The sequence below is a fragment of the Citrobacter sp. TBCS-14 genome (assembly GCF_005280805.1).
GTDB lineage: Bacteria > Pseudomonadota > Gammaproteobacteria > Enterobacterales > Enterobacteriaceae > Citrobacter > Citrobacter gillenii.
On the sequence record NZ_SZWM01000602.1, the window covers coordinates 1 to 638 of the forward strand.

Annotated in this window: 1 protein-coding gene and 1 pseudogene; one reads left to right on the forward strand and one right to left on the reverse strand. The window is 55.6% G+C overall.

The annotated features are described in order from the left end of the window. The coding region (locus tag FDX22_RS20190; RefSeq protein ID WP_222592538.1) for a LuxR C-terminal-related transcriptional regulator at positions 1 to 470 on the forward strand (470 nt) is incomplete at its 5' end. Positions 471 to 500: 30 nt separating this feature from the next. Here FDX22_RS20190 and FDX22_RS20195 read toward each other — a convergent pair. After that, positions 501 to 638, reverse strand: a pseudogene (locus tag FDX22_RS20195) (DeoR/GlpR family transcriptional regulator); the annotation flags it as partial.

A 638-nucleotide genomic window follows, 5' to 3' on the forward strand; every position in this document is an offset into this window, starting at 1 on the left:
AAAATGACGCACAGCGGGTGTTGCTCGACGCCCTGCAACTGGCGAACCGCACCGGGTTCATCAGCCACTTTGTGATCGAAGGCGAGGCCATGGCGCAGCAGTTACGCCAGCTGATTCAGCTCAACACATTACCGGAACTTGAACAGCATCGTGCGCAGCGTATTTTGCGCGAGATTAACCAGCATCACCGCCACAAATTCGCCCACTTTGATGAAGGGTTCGTGGAGCGTCTGCTGACCCATCCCGAAGTCCCGGAGCTTATCCGCACCAGTCCGCTGACCCAGCGCGAATGGCAGGTGTTAGGACTGATTTATTCCGGCTACAGCAACGAGCAAATCGCCGGTGAGCTGGCCGTTGCCGCGACGACCATCAAAACGCACATCCGCAATTTGTACCAAAAACTCGGCGTGGCTCACCGCCAGGACGCGGTACAGCNAGATGATGGGGTATGGCGTTTAGTTAACGCCTGATGCGCTATGCGTATCAGGCCTGGAACCCGCTTAGCACAACTCTAACTGGATATGATGGTCAGCAATGACCTGCATCACGCCAGCAGGCGGTAGCGTGTCGGTATATACTGCATCCACCATGCTGATACTGCCCATGTTCACCATCGCATTACGCCCAAACTTCGAATG